Genomic DNA, 15,201 nt, shown 5'->3' on the forward strand with positions numbered 1-15,201 from the left:
CTCAGAGCCTCTTCTCGACCAGAACCTCGACGCGCCGGTTGAGCGCGCGGCCCTCGCGCGTCGAGTTGTCGGCCACCGGATCGGTTTCGGCGCGGCCCTCGGAAGAAATACTCTCCGGCGGCACGCCGGCTTGCACCAGAAGCTTGGCTATGGTTTCGGCGCGCGCTTCCGACAGACGCTGGTTGCTGGCCAGCGGGTTGGACTTTTGCAGGCGCACATTGTCGGTATGGCCGACGACAGTGATTTTTCCGATCAGCTCCTTATTGTCCAGGATCACCTTGGCGATCGCTGCGATCAGCGGTTCGTATCCTTCCGTCAGCGTCGGCCGGGAGGACTGGAACAGCTCGGGATTGGAGGACTGGATGATCAGCTTGGCCAGCGAGACGCTCTCGGTGCCGCTGAGCGCCCCCTTGAGGTTGTCCGGCGCTTCGGCCTCGAATTCCGGCAGCAGCGCGAAATCGACCGGCTGCGGCTCGGGCGCGGGTGCATCCTGCTTGGGCGCGGCGCGGGTGATGTCGCCGCGCGAGGCCGGCGGCAGCGTGCGCACCAGCGCGGAAAGTTCGACCGCCTGGCTGCTCAGGCCCATCGACAGGCCGATATAGGCTGCCGCGGCGACGACGATCGCGGCAAGCGCCATCACCCAGATCGGCACGATGAAGCGCGGCGGCTCGTCGGAGGCGATCACGCCCTTCCAGTTCGGCGACAGCGGCGCGTCTTCGGCGTCCGCATTGCGCAGGAAGCGCGCCGCCGCTACGCGCACGGCGTTGAGCGAACGGTCGCCGGCGCGGCCGGGCACGCGGTATTTGCCGCGGAAGCCGAGCGCCAGGCAATAATATTGCAGCTCCAGCATTTCGCGGTCGCGGTTGGGATGCCGCTCCAGCTCGTCGAGGCGCGTGAAGAACTGGGTGCCGGCATCGACATCGCCGCGCAGCATGACCACCAGCGGCTGGCGCGGCCAGGCGCTGGCGCCACCCCACGGCGTGTTGAGCGCCAGATCGTCGAGCAGCGCCGCCACCGCCCAAGCCGCCTGGTCGGCGCGCTCCAGCGACGAGCCCGCGGCAACAGCGGCATCGCGCGCCCGCACCAGCTCGTCAAGCAGGCGCGTGCGCATGACTTCCGGGTTCTCCGGCGCCAGCGCGCTTTCGAGCTCCGGCGCGAATTCGAGCAGCGGCGCGAAGATATTGATCAGCGTGTTGGGATGGGCACGCGCCCGTTTGACCGGCGCGCCGGGCGCCAGCGGCGCCATCGGTCGGGGCGCCGCACCGGTCAGGCGGATGCGGGTCCGCTCGCGATCCTCCGACAGTCCGAAAGGATCATCCCGGCTCATGGCCTCACCTGTTCACCGAATAGCAGTCGACCTGCGGCTCGCTCGGCAGTACACCGGAAACACCGATGACGAAGCCGGGCGCGTCGAGCAGCGAGGCCCAATGCTCGCTCTTCTGGTCGAGCTCCAGGCACAGCCTGTCGCCGTCATACGGGATCTCGCGCGGCTGCGAATGCAGCGGTTTCAGCGGAATGCCCGGCAGGCGCGACTTCCATAGGCCTTCGAACTGGTCGGCGGAGCCGACCGTCGCCTGGTTGACAAAGATCTTGCGCAGCGCGTCTTCCGAAAGCTCGGAGCCGACGCGGATGACGATGCGGCTGGCGACCAGCAGTTTCGGATTGTCGATGCGCACCTTCCAGACATTGGTCGCGTGCCGCATGACCGGCAGCGCGCGCGACTTCGGCTCGATATAGCGCAGGCTGAGGATGAGCGAACGCAAGGCATCCGCCAGCGCCATATAGGCGGGGCCGGGCGCCATGTGGTCGTAGGCCGGCAGCTCTCCGAGCCGCCGCGAGCTCGAGCCGTAGGTGGCCATCTCGCCGGCGAGGCCGGCAAGCTCAAGATAGAGCTCGGCCGGATGGAAGACATCCTGCGCCAGCATATGCGCAAGGCGCGGCCGCGCGGCATTGGCGAGATGCAGCATCAAAAGGTCCTCGACGCTGCGGCCGGCGCCGCCCATCACCATCTTGCCATGCGCCTCGGCGATCTGGTCGAGGCCGGTGACGACCTCCTGCAGCAATTGCCGGTACCAGTGGACGGCGCCGGTGATCAGCGTCGGCGGCAGGAAGGCCTGGTCGAGCGAGACGCCGCCATCGGCGCGCACGCCTTTGATGTCGGCGACCGGCAGCGCCGTATAGCCGCCAACCGATTTGCCGGGCGCCAACAGCACCGCTTGCGGCCGCGCGATCTCGATCTCTTCCGGATCGGCGCCGCCCTGCACGGCATCGCGCACCGCAACGATCTTGCCGTGGTAGCGCGCGCCCGTCGACGCGGAATGCGCCGGATCGAAGCCGACGCCGCCGGGCGGCTCGAGCGGCAACGCCACCAGCACCGGCCCGGCGCCGGTGTCGGCCGTGACCGGCAGCGGCTTCGGCGCGTCCATCAGTTCCGGGATGGAGAAGGGCGTACCGTCCGGGAAGATGCCCCGGGCGGACACGATCGACACCTGGCCGGCATCGAGCAGCGACTGGTCGAGCGTCAGCTGCTGGAAGCCGAACGTATGGAGCTGGCCGGCCTGCAACGCGCCGCGCACCATCCCCTCGAAGAACCGGTCCTGCTGCTGGAAGTGCTGGGTCCTCAAGAAGAGTCCCTCGGACCACAGCACCCTGTTTGCGTCGCTCATGCCACTGCTCTCTGCACTGCCGTGCTGTCTCGTCGTCAGGCGGAAATGCCGCCCTTGCCGAGGCTGACGTTGATGGTGAATTTCGACCCCGGCGATACCGACTTGGTCGTGCGCCAGTTGCGTCCGCCTGGCTCGCGGATCAGCGCGACGAAGCCGAGCGCCGTCGCGTTCGGTTCGACCGTGATGGTCTTGGCCGCCGTCTTGCCCGGAGCGACCGAGATCGCGTCCGATCCGATGAGGTCGGCGCCCAGCGCCGAGCCGGCATCGCCCTGCAGCGCAAAATAATCGGCCGAGTTGAACTTGCCTGTGCTGGCAAGCCGCATCACCAGCACGGTCACCGGCCTGTCGCCGCCGCCCGGTCCCGGATTCATGCCGGCGCCACCGGTCACGTTGACCGAGATGACCGATGGTTTCGGCGGGCCGCTCTGGCAAGCCGCAAGCAGCCCCGTCGCGCCGATGGCGACGATGAATTCACGTCTGTCGATCATGTCCCTACTCCTCTTCATATGCGTCCCTGAAATCTGCGCCGATCTCGCCCAGGAAGCTCGATTCCGCGCTCTGGGCGATGTCGCGGTGGCGTTTCTGGTAAAGCTCCCACAGCTTGGCATTGCGCCCGCCGGCAAGCAGATTGCCGATCGCGGAATTGGACTTGAGCTCTTCCTCGATCGCGGCCGGATCGAAGCGGTCGATCATGCGCCGCAGCGCCGCCTGTACGCCGCGCCAGGCGCGCACGTGATGCTGCGCGAGGTCCTTCACCGCGTCGCCGATCGCCTCCTCGCCGGAGAGAAAGCCGGGACTGCGTTCCGCGATGATGGTGACGATGACATCCTCGACCGTCGGCAGGAATTTGAGCGGGTTGACCTCCGAGGCGCCGACCATGGTCTGGGCGACGCGCGCGCTGCCCTTTTCCTCGGCGCGCTTGCGCAGGAGCTGCATCAGCCCATCGAGCATCAGCCGGTACTCGCGCCCGAATTTCTCCATTTCGGCGATCGGATCGCGCCCGGGGAAATCGGCCTCCTCGACGCCCATGCCGCGCAGGAACGCCGCGCGCAACGCCATGTCGCTGGGCGCCGGTTGCATCGAACGTGACGGTTTGGGAGCGGGACGCGGCGGCGCAGCGGGTTCGGCCCGCACCGGCATCTCCCATGGGCGGGCGGCCTGCGGCTTCTCGGCGGCCTTTTCGACGCGGCGAGCTGGATCGGCACTGTTGCCGGAAGCGGGCGTCGCGGCCGGCCCGAAGCCGAAATCGTCGAAGCCGGACGGTTTCGCCGCGGGTTCGGGCATATCGCTGCGCAACGGCATGTCGCCGAAGCCGAACGGATCCGACCTGCCGACGGCGGGCTCGTCGTTCGAGGCCGGCGTCGCCACCGGATCGAGGCTGAACGGATCGTCGAACGCCGGTGAGCTGCGCTGATTGGAACTGCGATCGTAAGCTCCGGGCACAGGCTGCTCGAACGGATCGGGCAGCCCGGCCGGGCGCGGCCGCAGCGGCTCTTCCTCGACCTTGGCCGAGAAAAAGTCGTCGCCGCCGATGCTGGCCGGCGTCCGCGATCGCGGCGACCATGCCGGCTCGGCGTTGGCGATCGGCGCCTGGCTGATCGAGGTGTGGCCGGCGCTGGGCTGCACCTCGACATGGAGCACATAGTCGCCCATGCGCAGCCGCATGCCGCTTTGCAGGCGCGTCGACCTGCCGGTGCCGAGCGGGCTGTCGGAATCGTCGATGAACAGTCCGCTGCTCGATGTGTCGGTGACGTAATAGCCGTCGCGGCCGCCGCTGATCTTGCAGTGCGCGCGTGAGACGAACATGTCCGGATCGTCGATCTGCCAGCCGGCATCGGCGCTGCGGCCGATCACCAGCTCCCCCTCGTCCAGCCGGGCCTGTCTGACCACCTGCGAGCGCGGGCCTTGTTCCAGGGTCAGCAGGAGGCTCATCAGGCTGCCTCCGCCATGTCCGGTCGCCAGCCGACGATGGTGCGCAGCCTGAGATCGTCGGCGTCGCCCTTTTCGACAGGGCGCGAAAGCCAGGAGGTACGGCCGAGCTGGATGGTTCCCATCTTCGGCGAAGGCACGGCGTCGCGCGCGAGCACGATGCGCAGATCGACGTCGAGCGCTTCGCCGATCATGTCGCGCACCGCCTTCTTGAACAGGGCAAGGCGCCGTTCTCCAGGCAGGAACGATTTGAAGTCGTCGAGGCTTAGCGGGCCGACCCGCAATTCGATCCGGCTCTGCCGGCTGAAGACGCGCGGGCCGATCGTTGCCCCGCCGCCGAGCGCCGCATAGGCCTTGCCGACGCGGCTCTGCAGCGCCACCGGAATGGTAATCCAGGCGGCGACGAATTCCTTGATTTCAACCGGCACCTTGAAGGCCGTGGCGAGAAAAAGCGTCAGCCGCTCCGCGCCGTCGACCTGGTTGGCCAGCGACCCGGCCTGGCGCAGCCGCACCGCATCGAGTTCGGAATCCTGCGTGCCGGGAAGGCCGATGCCGGCCATGGCCTCCAGCATGGCGCGCACGCGCCCGCCGACCGAACGTTCGACCTGCACCGCCGGATGCGCATCGGCCCATGCGCGGTAGTAGAGCGCGATCATGCGATGCTGCAGGATGTTGACGAAGTCGACGAAGGTCGTGTCGCTGGTCTGCTCGGCGCCGGCGCCGGTGAACCAGCGCTGCGACAGCCGGTCGAGCACCCAGCGCGTCAGATGCAGCGGCATCGGCCCTTCCGGCCCGAGCAGGCCAAGATTGGCGACGGTCACCCGCGCCGGCGCCTTGTCCGTAGCGTCCTGGAATTTGATCACGTCCCTGGCCGAGAAGCTCAGTCGCACATGTTGGCCGAGCCTTGCCGGTTCGCGGTCCGCGGTTCCGGAATGCCCGAACAGTCCGCGCCGCTGCTCCAGGCGGCGCAGCAGCTCGAAGAAGTCGAAGCTCTCCGACAGCGTCTCGGCCTCGGCTGAGGCCGGCTGCGCTAGATCAGGTAGCGATTGCCGGGCGTCATCGGCCATGGCACATCCTCCTGCTTCTGCAGCAGCCGCGTACGCGTCCGCACGAAACCGTTTATCCCGGCATGGCGGGCAAACAGCCGCGCAAGCAGGGCCGAAAGCAGCAGCGTGCTTTGCCCCGCCAGCACCGACTGATCGACATGCAGGGTCACCTCGGTGCCGCGTCCGAAACACATCGGTCCGTCGATCTTGAGCCGCTCGATCAGCGGGCGCGAGTCGATGCGGGTGATAGAATGCACGTTGCGGGCAAGGCTAGGATCGCCGCGATCGGCATAGAGGTCGAGCAAGGCATGCAGCGGATCGACGCCGCGGCCTTCTTTGGCGAGGCTCAGGAAATTGAGCGAGAGCTGCGCCACCAGCCGCCAGGCGAGATTGTCGGCGCGGGATTCGCCTTCGGCGCCGGCCGGCAGCGCCGCCGGGATCGCCGGCTGCGGCGGCCGCAGCGCGCCGAGCAGGCGTACCGCTTCCACCGGGTCGGCGGTCTCCAGCGTCAGCGACGGCGTATCGTCCAGGATCGGCAGGTCGCGGTTGGTGCAGAGCGCCATTACGTCGAGCCGCTTGAGCGGCCGGTTGGACGGGCTGCCGGCCGGGCGCGAGATGGCGAGGAAGACGTCGTCGCCGGTGTAGGAGGTGCGGGTCAGACCTTCGCGTCGCTCGTCCTCCGTGGCCCGCCGCGGGCGCCGCTCGGTCGAATAGACCCAGCCGCTGCCGCGGTTCTGCCCCAGGCTGAACAGTTCAGGGATTGTCGCCTCGCTGCCTTCGGCGTCCGCATCTTCCACCCGGGTGACCCGGAAGATCTCGAAGTCGCGCGCCCGGGTGCGGTCGGCGTGCAGCACCTGGCGCGTCCGGCGCGGATCGATCTCGATGACGTTGCACTCGCGTTCGAAGAGATTGATGATCGGCGTCGCGAACAGCTCGAAATCGGCCACCGTCACATCGGCGAGTTCCGGCACCGGACGCCGGAATAGGAAGATGATCTCTATTCCCCCATCGCACTTGCGCACCACCGGCTGCAGGCCGGCAACGCGCACATAGTGGAAGCGTTCGGGGATCATGAAATATTCGCGCAGCAGCCGGTATCCCTCGAAGGTCGGCCGCGTGCGAGGCATCAGCGCTTCATCGTCGTGGATCCCGACCATTTCTGGCTCGGGCAGCGCGGTGAGCGGATTGGTCTTGCCTTCCGCCCGCGCGCCGACAGCCGAACAGGCGCCGAAGATCGCGTCGAAGATGAGCGGCGCCTTGGCGCGCCCGGCGAAATAGAGATCGAGGCGGTCGAGCGACAATTCGCTGAGCTTGCCCTTTCCGGTCCGGGTAAGCGCTATGCGGAATGCCGCTTCGCCACGAACGCCGCCGACAGGCGCGATGCCGGCGGCGGCGAGTGCGCTGCGGTCCTGGAAATAGCTGACCGAATTGATCGCGATCGGCCAAAGCGTCACCTCTTGCGCGGTGGTGAAGGTTGAGCGCGTCGAGAGCCCAGGATGCAGGCCGGAAACCAGCCGCGTGCCGCGCGCCACGGCATGGCCGGCGATCATCGATTGCACCTGCTGTCCAGGTTTCAGCACAGCCATCGCCGTCGCCGGCGCCGGCGTCACAAGGTCGGGATAGAGCACGTCGAGCACGGCGCGCGAAAAGCGCGAGCGCTCCGCGTCAACCTTCAGCCGCGTGCGCGCGGCAAGAAAGGCCACGCCGTCGAGCAGCCGTTCGACATAGGGATCGGGGCACGGGACGGTGTCGAGGGAAAGGTTGCGGGCCACCGCCGGATGCATGTCGGCGAATTCCGCGGCCAGCGCGCGGATATGGGTCAGTTCCTCTTCGTAATACTCCACGAAGACCCGATCCATCTCAGGTCTCCCGGAATTCGGTTCGCGCCAGGCCGTTGTCGAGATTGATCGTGGTGCGCAGCCGCATGCGTTCCGGCGTCGGCGTCATGATCAACACGGCGTCGATCTCGATCTTGAGACCGACGGTCTTGTCGCCGAGCGTGACGTTGACGGTCGTGGCGCTTTCCTTGAGACGCGGCTCGAAAGTGGCGAGCACCGCGCGGATCTCGCGCGCTAAAGTATCGCGGTCGAAATCCCGCGACGAGCGGCCTGAAAAGGACGGCACGCCGTAATTGACGACGCTGCGCCGCACCTCCGGAAAATCGGCAAGCGGCGGCAATTCGTCCAAGGGCTGTTCATGCTCGGCGTCGGAAAGCATCGGCACGGACTCGAAACGCTCTGTGTTGAACAGGGCCTCGATATCGCGCCGGACCGCTTCCCTGAGCACGCGCGCCGACACCACCACGCCGCGACTTTCGATCTCGGTGCGGTGCTCGGTCTGGAAGACCAGCCTGTGCAGTCGCCGTTTCTGCTCGGGCGTCAATTCCGCATCGGCATCGATGACGCGGGCGCTGCCGGCAAGAAGAGCCTCGACGCGCTCGGCGCCGAGTTCTTCATCCAGCAGGCGGCGCAGCCCATCGATCTCCGACGTCAGCCCGGGCAAATCGTTGACGAGGCGGTCCCAGAGGGAGGGCTGGACCGCCTCGCGTTTTGCCCGCGAGCTGCCGGCGAGCTGCGCTTTCGAGCCAGGCCGCTTGGCCTCACTTGCCGACATAGACGTCCATTTCGATCTCGTCGTCCTTGTCGTAGACGAACTTGATCTTCTTGTAAGCGAAGCTGACTTCTTCCTCGATCAGGTCTGGCTCGTCGTGCGCCTGCCGCATGTCGTATTCCATGATCGAGGCGTCGGTGAGCGTCACCACCAGATAGTCGCTGGTCTCGCCGTCGATGGTGCGGCGTGCCGAGAACACCACCTCGTCGAGCGCCTTGTTCTCGAACAGTGCCTTCTTCAGATAGGGCGACGACTTGTCGTAGTGCTTGATGAATTTGATCATACCCATCGACACGCGGCCGCGCCGCGAGAGCGAATTCGGGTCGTAGGGCGCGATCATCTTATAGTCGACGCCATGGATCTCGATTTCGTCTTCATGGCCGTCGCGCTTGCTCGGGCCTTTGATGTCCGGGACTTTCAGGAAGCCGTCGATCTTCGTCGAAGGCGCATCGGTTCTCTCTGGCATTGTCTTTCTCCACCGCTACAAACAAGATGACTTTGCTTAACGATTTCAGCCTTTCACCGACGGCAGTTCCGATACCAGCCGGAGCGAGGCGTTGATGCCTTCCAGCTGGTAGTGCGGACGCAGGTAGAAACGGGCATTGTAGTAACCGGGCCGGCCCTCGACGCTGTCGACCTGGACCTCGGCCGCGGCGAGCGGGCGCTTGGCGCGCGCCTTGTCATCGGCAAAGGCTGGATTGGCCAGCACATACCGATTGATCCATTCGGTCAACCAGATCTCCATGTCGGTGCGTTCCTTGAACGAGCCGATCTTGTCGCGCGCAATCGCCTTGAGGTAGTGCGCGAAGCGCGAGACCGGGAACAGATAGGGCAGGTTGGCGGAGAGCCTCTCGTTCGCCTGCGCGTCCGGATCGACCAGGCGCCCGGCGCGCGTCTCGTCGTCCTGCAGCGAATGCGCGCCGATGAAGGCCGCGAGGTCGGTATTCTTGCGGTGCAGGATCGGCATCAGGCCGAGCTTCGCCAGCTCCGCCTCGCGCCGGTCGTCGATGGCAACCTCGGTCGGGCATTTCATCGCGATCGACCCGTCGTCGGTCGGAAAGGCGTGCACCGGCAGGTTGAGCACCGTGCCGCCGTTTTCGACGCCGCGGATCTGCGTGCCCCAGCCATAGAGCTTGTGGCTGCGGTTGATGTTGACTCCCATCGGGAAGGCGGCGTTCATCCAGACATATTTGTTGTGGTCGCCGCCCACTTCCTCCTCGAAGGTGAAGCCCTTCACCGGAACGGTTTCCGAGCCGTAGGGCAAGCGCGCCAGCACGCGCGGCATGGTGAGCCCGATATAGCGGGCGTCCTCGCTTTCGCGCAGCGACTGCCACGAGGCATAGGCCGGGTTGTTGACGATCATCTGCAAGTCCTGCGGGTTCGGCAGTTCCTGCCAGCTGTCCATGCGGAACAGCCGCGGCGAGGCGGCCGCGATGAACGGCGTGTGCGCCGAGGCGCAGACGCCGGAAATGTTGCGCAGCAGGCCGACGTCGCGCGGATGGTTGGAGAACTCGTAGGCGCCGATGATGCAGCCGATCGGCTCGCCGCCCAGCATTGAATACTCGTCCGTGTAGACCTTCTTGAAGATCGGGCTCTGGTCCCACATCTGGCCTTCATAGTCTTCGAGCGTGTCGGCCAGCTGCTCCTTGGAGATGTTCATCACCCGGATCTTCAGCTTGGTATCGGTCTCGGTGTTGTTGATCAGGTACCAGAGGCCGCGCCACGTGCCTTCCATCTCGCGCACTTCCGGCGCATGCAGGATCTCGTTGACCTGCGTCGTCAGCATCTTGTCGATGCCGGCGATCAGCGACTTGATCGACTTGATCGCATTGGAAGATATGGTTGTGGTCTCGGAGCGCGACTGTGCGGCCAAAGCCAGGTTGCGCACCAGTTGCTGCAGCTTCTCGCTGTCGTCCTTCTTGACCTTGAAATCCTTTTCAAGGAGTCCGCTGAATTCGCCGAGATCGATGGCTTCCGCCTCGGCGGTGGCGGCTGCGGTCTTTTGCTGTTCGGCCATGACTTACTCCTCGCCCTTGCCGTCATCCATCGCCTGGCTGGCGATCTTGCTCAGCAGAGGCTCGTTGTTCAAAAGCTGCGCGATGCGCTTTTCGGCGTCGACGCGGCCGTCCATGAAGCCCAGCAGCTCCTCGAGCTGACGGCGCATCTTCAGGATCTCGGCCAGTTGCGGGACCTGCTCGGCGATCTTGTCCGGCGCGAAGTCACCCATCTTCGAGAAGGTGAGATCGACCATGAGCTCTTCCTCACGCTCTTGGCCCTCGGCCTGCGGCAGCGTGTTCTTCACCCGCGCCTTCACGCGTGGCCCCATCGCTTCCATGAACTTGGGGAAGCGGTTGGCGTCGGTTTCGACGAAGTTGCGGTCAAGCACCGATTTCGACGCTTCCTTGGTCTGCGACGCGCCGGCAAGATCGGCCATCACGGCCATGACGAACGGCAGTTCGATCGTCGTAGGGCTGCCGTAGGTTTCGACGTCGTAGGCGATCTGCACGCGCGGCGCGCGGTTTCTTTCGATGACCTTCGCTTTGCTCTCTGCTGGCATGCTTTTCTACCTTTCATCCTTCTGGGCCGGCTTCTTGGGATCGGGAACGCCGGCAAGCAGCCGGAACTCCTTCAGCCCCGACGGGGCGAGATCTTCCATCAGTTCCACGAAATCCATGTGCACCATCCGGCGCACGCGCCGCGCGAGATGCGGAATGGGGCTGGACGGTTCGGTGCGGTCGTAGAAGGCGACCACGAGGTCGAGGCATTTGACGACCTCGTCGCGCGAGTTGATGCGGTCCGGCAGACCGGTGCTCGCTTCCACGGCGCTTGCCACACTTGCCATCGTCTCGGCTCCATGACCGTTGCGGGCGGGCATTGCTGGTTCCGCCGCCGCCTGCGGAGCGGCCTTCGCGGCACCATTCGCCGTGGCGCCGGCACCGGAATTCCGCTCCAGCGTCGTCAGCAAACGCTGCAGGAACTTCTTCAATTCCGGGACAGTGGCGCCATGGCCGTCGATGCGGGCGTTGAGCGCGGCGTCCACCGCGTCGAGGGCAGCGATCGCGGCCCGCGCGTCGGCGAGCAGCGAGGTCATCACATCCGCTGCTTGATCGATTTGCGCCGCGCATCCGGTGCGCACGCGGTTCAACAGCTGATTGTGGGCGCTCGTCAGCGCCGCCTTTTCGGCGGCCCCAAGGCCAGAGGCCGCTTCCTGGAGCATGACGCGTTCGTCGAGCGCAGCCTGTTCGAGGTCCCGGCCGCTGATCGGTCCGATCGCGCGCGGGGAGAAGAAGGCCATCTGCCTGAGGTTCGCCAGCAAGCCTTCCTGGCCGTTCTGCAGATCGAGCAGCGCGTTGATGCGCCGCAAGGCAGCATCGCGCGGCGCGCCTGTCCGCAGCGACGGGTGCATGGTGTCCCAATACTGCTCAAAGGTTCGCGCGATCAGCGTCAGGCCCTGGGCGAGGCCGGCCAGCCCTTCCTCGTTGGCCAAGGCCCGCGCGACGATGACCAGCAGGCGCAGGTCCCGGCCGCGGGCGCGCAACTCTTCGGCCTTTTCGAGCACCGCCGCCCAGTCGACAGGACTGGGTTGCGAGGTGGGCTTGCTGTTACCGTCATGGACAACTTTGAGCTGAGGCTCGGCCAGGCGCTCCAGCTCATGAAAGGCCGGGTCGTTGCGCAAGTCCTCTCCCGACGGATTCTCACCGTTCAGAGGATTCAGCCAGAGTGCGAGATCAATCACACCAACCCCCAGCCAGCGGCCCTGAGACCCCTATGTAACGTAACGTTATCACCGGCTTCGCGCGACGACAATTGAGCACCTGCGCAAAAACTAACGGAAGCTAAACGCGACCGTTCTCTTCGGCGAAACCCATTGCGCGATTGCCGGACCCGGTATGTGAAATGGCTCGCATAGCCTGGACAGCAATCGTGTTTGTTGGCCACGAGTTTGCAAGGCTTGTGTAACCGGGCGGTGCCGCCCGGATAGAGTCAAAAAACCCTATCCAGCATGCGGCTTTGTCAAGCAGCCGCTTATATGGCAGGGTACGGTCGGCAGGTTGCGGGAGCAGGTTCGATGGAACAGCGCCGGTCATCGCAGAGCTTCAAGCGTAAGGAACTGGTCGCCAAGCTGAACGCCACCGGGGTGCGCGCCTTCAAGGCCGCGGCCGACACGGCCAAGCTGCGCGGCAATCCTTATGTCGAGCTTGTCCATTTCATCCAGCAGCTGGTGCTGTCAGAGCGCTCGGATGTGCAGATGATCATCGCCGACGCCGGACTGGATGCCAGCCGGCTGACGGCCGACATGACCCGAGCCATCGACAAGCTGCCCTACGGCGCCACCTCGGTGGAGGAATTCTCCGACCACATCTTCCACGCCATCCAGGAAGGATGGAACCTTGCGACGCTGGAGTTCGGCGTCGAGGAAGTGCGCAGCGCCCATATCCTGCTTGCCTGCCTGAAGACGCCGGTGCTGGAAGGCCTGGTCTCCAAGATCAGCGCCGAATTCGACAAGATCGACACCGATGGGGTTATCTCCCGCTTCGCCGACGTCACCGAAGGCTCGCTCGAGGCCGGCTCACCGCCCGCCGAGCGCGCTGCGGAGACGCCGGTGAAGCGCGGTCCGGGCGGGGATTCGGCGCTGGCGAAATACGCCACCGACCTCACCCAGCGCGCCCGCGACGGCAAGATCGACCCTGTCGTCGGCCGCGACCCGGAAATAAGGCAGATCGTCGATATCCTCATGCGCCGTCGGCAAAACAACCCGATCCTGACTGGCGAGGCCGGCGTCGGCAAGACCGCGGTCGTCGAGGGTTTTGCGCTGCGGATCGCCCAGGGCGACGTGCCGCCGACGCTGCAGAATGTCAGCGTGCGCATGCTCGATGTCGGGCTGATGCAGGCCGGCGCCAGCGTCAAGGGCGAGTTCGAGAAGCGGCTGAAGGCGGTCATCGACGAGGTCCAGGCCTCAGAGGTGCCGATCATCCTCTTCATCGACGAGGCGCATACGCTGATCGGCGCCGGCGGCGCGGCCGGCACCGGCGATGCCGCCAACCTCTTGAAACCGGCATTGGCGCGCGGCGAGCTTCGCACCATCGCGGCCACGACCTGGGCCGAGTACAAGCAGCATATCGAGAAGGACCCGGCGCTCACCCGCCGTTTCCAGGTGGTCAAGATCGACGAGCCCTCGGAAGCGGTGGCCGTGCTGATGTTGCGCGGCGTTGCCGGCGTGCTGGAGCAGCACCACAAGGTGCAGATCCTGGACGAGGCGATCGAGGCCGCGGTCTCGCTCTCGCACCGCTACATCCCGGCCAGGCAATTGCCGGACAAGGCGGTCAGCCTGCTCGACACCGCCTGCGCCCGCGTCGCGGTCTCGCAGCATGCGACGCCGGCCGAGGTCGAGGACATCCTGCGCCGCCGCCAGGCGCTCGAGGTCGAGAGCGGCATCATCGGCCGCGAAGCCGCGATCGGCATCGACGTCGCCGACCGGCAGGCCCGTGTCGACGCCGGGCTGGCGGAAACCGAGACCGCTTTGGCCGCCGCCCAGGCGCGCTGGGACCGGGAAAAGGCCTTGGTGGCCGAAATACTCGACCTGCGCGCAAAATTGCGCGGCGAGGGCGTGCCGCTCGATGCGGCGGACGATGAGGTCACTGCGGAGGCCGAGAGCGCGGAGGGCGCGGCAAAGGCGCCTGAGCAAACGGCGCCCGAGAGCAAGATCGGCGAGAGCAAGACTGGCGACGGCAAGGCTGCCGAGACCAGGAATGCCGAGGCCACGAACGCCAAGGCTGCGAAGGCCGAAGCAGTGTCCGCCGAGCCGGCAGACGAAGCCGCTGCCAACCTGGCGCGGCTGCGCGAACTGATGGCCGAGCTTGCCGCGGCGCAAGGCGAGACGCCGCTCATCCTGCCGTCGGTCGCCCGCAATGCGGTCGCCGCCGTGGTGCAGGACTGGACCGGCATCCCGACCGGACGCATGCTGTCCAGCCAGACCGAAAAGGCGCTCAGGCTCGCCGCGACCCTGTCCGAGCGCGTCGTTGGCCAGGATCATGCCATGGAGATGATCGCCAGACGCGTGCAGACCAGCCGCGCCGGCCTCGGCGCGCCGGAAAAGCCGGTCGGCGTCTTCCTGCTTTGCGGCCCCTCCGGCGTCGGCAAGACCGAGACCGCGCTGGCGCTTGCCGAAACGCTTTATGGCGGCGAGCAGAACCTGATCTCGATCAACATGTCGGAGTTCCAGGAGGCGCACACCGTCTCGACACTCAAGGGCGCGCCGCCCGGCTATGTCGGCTACGGCAAGGGAGGCATCCTGACCGAGGCGGTGCGCAGGAAACCCTATTCGGTGATCCTGCTCGACGAGGTCGAGAAGGCGCATCCCGACGTGCACGAGATCTTCTTCCAGGTCTTCGACAAGGGCATGATGGACGACAGCGAAGGTCGCCGCATCGACTTCAAGAACACGCTGATCCTGCTCACCTCGAATGTCGGATCCGACGTCATCATGGATCGCACGAAGAACGGCACGGTGCGGACCGGCATCGACGATCTCGATACCGCGCTGCGCGCCCCGCTGCTGAAGGTCTTCCCGGCCGCCTTCCTAGGCCGCGTCGTCACGATACCCTATTACCCGTTGTCGGATTCCATGATCGAGGCGATCGCCCGTCACCAGTTCGGCAAGATCGCCAAGCGCCTCAAGGATACCAACGATGCCGAGCTGGTGATCGGCGACGGCGTCATGGACCTGGTCAAGGCGCGCTGCACGGAGATCGAATCCGGCGGCCGCATGATCGACGCCATCCTCACCAACACGCTGCTGCCGGAACTCAGCCGCGGCGTCCTCAACCGCTCGCTCGAGGGCAAGAAGATGGCGAAAGTCATCGTCGGCGCGTCGCCGGAAGGATTTACCTATTCGTTCGAATAGGCCTTCATAGCGAGGGAAGCCGCCTTTGCGCGACCGGATGGTCGAT

At 66.0% G+C, this 15,201-nt stretch carries 12 protein-coding genes; 1 reads left to right on the forward strand and 11 read right to left on the reverse strand.

The genetic code is table 11. The features are described from left to right. Nucleotide 1 precedes the first annotated feature (1 nt). Genes icmH through tssA form a run of 11 tightly spaced genes read right to left on the reverse strand, consistent with a single transcriptional unit; the run spans nt 2 to nt 11,987 of the window. Nucleotides 2–1,327 carry a type IVB secretion system protein IcmH/DotU gene (icmH, locus tag LB525_RS13820; protein WP_224545029.1) on the reverse strand — a complete coding sequence of 442 codons (1,326 nt, stop codon included), beginning with the start codon at nt 1,325–1,327 and terminating at the stop codon, nt 2–4. A 4-nt stretch (nt 1,328–1,331) separates the two neighbouring features. Further along, nucleotides 1,332–2,666: a type VI secretion system baseplate subunit TssK gene (gene tssK / locus LB525_RS13825; protein WP_095765816.1), complete on the reverse strand. Its 1,335-nt coding sequence runs from the start codon at nt 2,664–2,666 to the stop codon at nt 1,332–1,334. Between the two features lie 35 nt (nt 2,667–2,701). Continuing rightward, entirely contained in the window at nt 2,702–3,154 is a 453-nt protein-coding gene (gene tssJ / locus LB525_RS13830; RefSeq protein WP_095765815.1) for a type VI secretion system lipoprotein TssJ, read from the reverse strand. A gap of 4 nt (nt 3,155–3,158) precedes the next feature. Then, a complete protein-coding gene (tagH, locus tag LB525_RS13835) occupies nt 3,159–4,598 on the reverse strand; it encodes a type VI secretion system-associated FHA domain protein TagH (protein ID WP_224545030.1) in 1,440 nt (479 codons plus the stop codon). Then, the gene (gene tssG, locus LB525_RS13840; RefSeq protein ID WP_224545031.1) at nt 4,598–5,662 is read right to left on the reverse strand and encodes a type VI secretion system baseplate subunit TssG; all 1,065 of its coding nucleotides are present in this window, start codon (nt 5,660–5,662) and stop codon (nt 4,598–4,600) included. The genes tagH and tssG overlap by 1 nt, the downstream gene beginning before the upstream one ends. Next, nucleotides 5,626–7,500: a type VI secretion system baseplate subunit TssF gene (gene tssF / locus LB525_RS13845; protein WP_224545032.1), complete on the reverse strand. Its 1,875-nt coding sequence runs from the start codon at nt 7,498–7,500 to the stop codon at nt 5,626–5,628. The genes tssG and tssF overlap by 37 nt, the downstream gene beginning before the upstream one ends. Nucleotide 7,501: 1 nt before the next feature. Next, nucleotides 7,502–8,254, reverse strand: coding sequence for a type VI secretion system baseplate subunit TssE (gene tssE, locus LB525_RS13850; RefSeq protein WP_224545033.1), 753 nt, complete (start codon nt 8,252–8,254; stop codon nt 7,502–7,504). Then, nucleotides 8,241–8,717, reverse strand: coding sequence for an Hcp family type VI secretion system effector (locus LB525_RS13855; protein ID WP_095765810.1), 477 nt, complete (start codon nt 8,715–8,717; stop codon nt 8,241–8,243). Before LB525_RS13855 ends, tssE begins: the two co-directional genes overlap by 14 nt. Before the next feature lie 45 nt (nt 8,718–8,762). Continuing rightward, complete coding sequence (gene tssC / locus LB525_RS13860) at nt 8,763–10,268, reverse strand: type VI secretion system contractile sheath large subunit (RefSeq protein WP_042638543.1); 1,506 nt, start codon at nt 10,266–10,268, stop codon at nt 8,763–8,765. A gap of 3 nt (nt 10,269–10,271) precedes the next feature. After that, nucleotides 10,272–10,808, reverse strand: a complete 537-nt coding sequence (tssB, locus tag LB525_RS13865; protein ID WP_095765809.1) for a type VI secretion system contractile sheath small subunit — start codon at nt 10,806–10,808, stop codon at nt 10,272–10,274. Nucleotides 10,809–10,814: 6 nt separating this feature from the next. After that, nucleotides 10,815–11,987, reverse strand: a complete 1,173-nt coding sequence (tssA, locus tag LB525_RS13870; RefSeq protein ID WP_224545034.1) for a type VI secretion system protein TssA — start codon at nt 11,985–11,987, stop codon at nt 10,815–10,817. A gap of 333 nt (nt 11,988–12,320) precedes the next feature. Here tssA and tssH point away from each other — a divergent pair, with 333 nt between their 5' ends. Beyond that, nucleotides 12,321–15,155 (forward strand): type VI secretion system ATPase TssH, encoded by a 2,835-nt coding sequence (gene tssH / locus LB525_RS13875; RefSeq protein WP_224545035.1) that lies wholly within the window; start codon nt 12,321–12,323, stop codon nt 15,153–15,155. Nucleotides 15,156–15,201: the final 46 nt, after the last annotated feature.

The sequence above is a fragment of the Mesorhizobium sp. CA16 genome, from assembly GCF_020165175.1.
Taxonomy (GTDB): Bacteria; Pseudomonadota; Alphaproteobacteria; order Rhizobiales; family Rhizobiaceae; genus Mesorhizobium.